Consider the following 2,687-nt stretch of genomic DNA (forward strand, 5'->3'; position numbering starts at 1 on the left):
CGGCGTAGGCCTCGGTCAGCAGCAGGTAGCCGCTGGGACCCTCCCACTCGGCGGAAGGCCGCTGCTCCTTGAGGAACTCGACGGCGACCTCCGGCTCCTCGTCGGCCATCTCGGCCCGCAGGGCCTCGTCGGAAACCAGCTCCACCAAGGGATTGGGGCTGAACCAGTCCGACCACCGCGGCAGCTGGCCCTCGCGGGCGGAGGCCCGCAGCGCGGCGAAGCGGTCGGGTTCGAGCTCACGGAAGCTGCGGCCGGGGGTCGGCAGCCCGGCGTCCACGTACACCAGGGCGGCGACCAGTTCGTCGAGCTCGGCGGCGAAGGCGGGCAGCAGCGGGCCGGCCCCGCTGTGCCCGACCAGCACGGCCGGCGACGTGAGCTCCACCTCGTCCATGGCGTCGGCGAAAGCGCCGATCAGACGCTGGTGCACGGGGGCGGCGCTGACCGTCACGCGCAGGTCGACGAGACAGGAGTCGATGCCACCGGCGGCTAGTGCGTCGGCCAACGGGCGCAGGCTCGCGGGACCGAGATAGGGGCTGTGCACGAGAACAACGGTGGGCATGACGAGGATGATGGCAGTCCGAGGAACCGGGGAGGGGCGCAGTGGGCGCATTGCTGGTCGCCGGCACGACATCCGATGCCGGCAAGAGCGTGTTGGCGGCCGGCATCTGCCGCTGGCTGGCCCGCCGCGGCGTGCGCGTGGCGCCGTTCAAGGCGCAGAACATGTCCAACAACTCGGCGGTGACGATCGAGGGCGGCGAGATCGGCCGCGCCCAGGCGCTGCAGGCGGCGGCGTGCGGGCTGGAGCCGAGCGTGCGCTTCAACCCGGTGCTGTTGAAGCCCGGCAGCGACCGCAGCTCGCAGGTGGTGGTGCTCGGCAAGGCGGTCGGCGAGGTCAGCGCGATGTCCTATCGGGACCGCAAGCTTGAGCTGTCCGTGATCGCCCAATCGGCCCTTGCGGACCTCCGTTCGGAATTCGAGGTGGTTATCTGTGAAGGCGCAGGTTCACCCACTGAGGTCAATCTGCGGGCCACCGACATTGCCAACATGGGCCTCGCGCGGGCCGCGAACCTGCCCGTGCTGGTGGTCGGGGACATCGACCGGGGCGGCGTGTTCGCCCATCTTTTCGGCACGCTGGCGCTGCTGGAGCCGGAAGACCAGGCGCTGATGGCCGGATTTGTGATCAACAAGTTCCGCGGCGACCCGGCGCTGCTCGAACCGGGACTGCGCCAACTGCGGCGGGTCACCGGCCGTCCGGTGTACGGCGTGTTGCCGTGGCGGGAAGATCTGTGGCTCGACGCCGAGGACTCGCTGTCCTCTGTGGCCGATGGCGTGATCGGCCGTCCGGCCCCGCCGGTGGGCGAGCAGTGGCTGCGGGTGGCGGTTGTGCGGCTGCCTCGCATCTCGAACGCCACCGATGTGGAGGCACTGGCCGGCGAACCCGGTGTGGCCGTTCGTTTTGTCACTGAACCATCTCGGCTGACCGACGCGGATCTGGTCGTGCTGCCGGGATCCAAGGCGACGGTGTCCGATTTGGACTGGTTGCGGCGCAGTGGAATGGCCGATGCTGTTCGATTGCATTCCCGACGCGGGCTGCCGGTGCTGGGCCTGTGCGGCGGCTTCCAGATGCTGGCCCGGACCATTTCCGACGACGTCGAGTCCCGTGCGGGCGAGGTGGCCGGCCTGGGCCTGCTGGACACGGCGATCGGCTTCGCCGCCGACAAGACGCTGATCCGCCCGGCCGGCAAGGCGTTCGGCCACACGGTCACCGGATATGAGATTCACCACGGCCGGGTGCTGAGCCGGGGGGCAAGGCTGGGCGGCCTGATCGAACTGCCCGACGGCGACATCGAGGGCGTCGTCGACGGCCCGGTCATGGGCACGCACTGGCACGGCCTGCTGGAGAACGACGGCTTCCGCCGGGAGTTCCTGCGCTGGGCCGCGACAACGGCCGGCAGGGACGGTTTCACGGCCGCGGAAGGCACTTCGTTCGCGGCGGCCCGGGCAGCCCAGCTGGACCTGCTGGGGGACCTGGTCGAGCAGCACCTGGACACGAACGCGCTGCTGGCCCTGATCGAGCGCGGAGCCCCCGGTGGGCTGCCTGTGCTGCCGCCGGGGGCTCCGCCGCTCGACTGAAACGTGTTTCTGAGCCTCAGTGCGACGTCGAGGTCGCCGTGGGGCTGATGTTCCCGGCGCCGCCGCTGTCCGCGCCGATGACGGCCCGCCCGATGGCCGCGCCGTTGGCGCCGGCGCCGGCCGCGTAGGCGGAGATGATCGCCTGGTCACGGCCCGAGTTGGCGCCGCCCTGGAGCTTCTGCAGGGCCGTCGCGGCGTCCTCGCGCTGCTTGAGCAGCTCGATGATCTGCTTGTCCAGGCTGTCGATGACCTTCTGCTGCTCGGCGATCGACGCGGTCGCGTCGGCCTTCGGCACGGGCGGGGCCTGGCCGGCGGGCAGCGAGGACGCCGCCTCCTTGCTCGGGGAGCACGCCGCCGCGGCAAGCAGGGCCACCCCACCCAGACCGGTCAGCGCGGCCCGGCGGGACAGGCTGGAACTGCGGACGTCCATCGAGAACCTCACATGAGCCAGGTCTTCGGCACGATCATTGCCCTAACGAGCCCGATCGTAGGACCTCGCCCGTCAGGACCTTTCGGCGGTGTGCCGCTCCAGCAGCTCGTCCAGGAAGCTGCCG

The 2,687-nt window shown here is 70.8% G+C and carries 2 protein-coding genes and 1 pseudogene; 1 reads left to right on the top strand and 2 read right to left on the bottom strand.

All coding sequences use genetic code 11. The features are described 5' to 3' along the window. A pseudogene (locus KUTG_RS34650) lies at positions 1 to 559 on the bottom strand (alpha/beta fold hydrolase); the annotation flags it as partial. 41 nt (positions 560 to 600) lie between these two features. Here KUTG_RS34650 and KUTG_RS34655 point away from each other — a divergent pair. Then, positions 601 to 2,133, top strand: a complete 1,533-nt coding sequence (locus KUTG_RS34655; RefSeq protein WP_043722893.1) for a cobyric acid synthase — start codon at positions 601 to 603, stop codon at positions 2,131 to 2,133. A gap of 16 nt (positions 2,134 to 2,149) precedes the next feature. On the opposite strand, the gene KUTG_RS34660 is transcribed toward KUTG_RS34655, so the two are convergent. Next, entirely contained in the window at positions 2,150 to 2,563 is a 414-nt protein-coding gene (locus KUTG_RS34660) for a chorismate mutase family protein (protein WP_043722896.1), read from the bottom strand. Between the last annotated feature and the right edge of the window lie 124 nt (positions 2,564 to 2,687).

It is taken from the genome of Kutzneria sp. 744, assembly GCF_000568255.1.
Lineage (GTDB): Bacteria > Actinomycetota > Actinomycetes > Mycobacteriales > Pseudonocardiaceae > Kutzneria.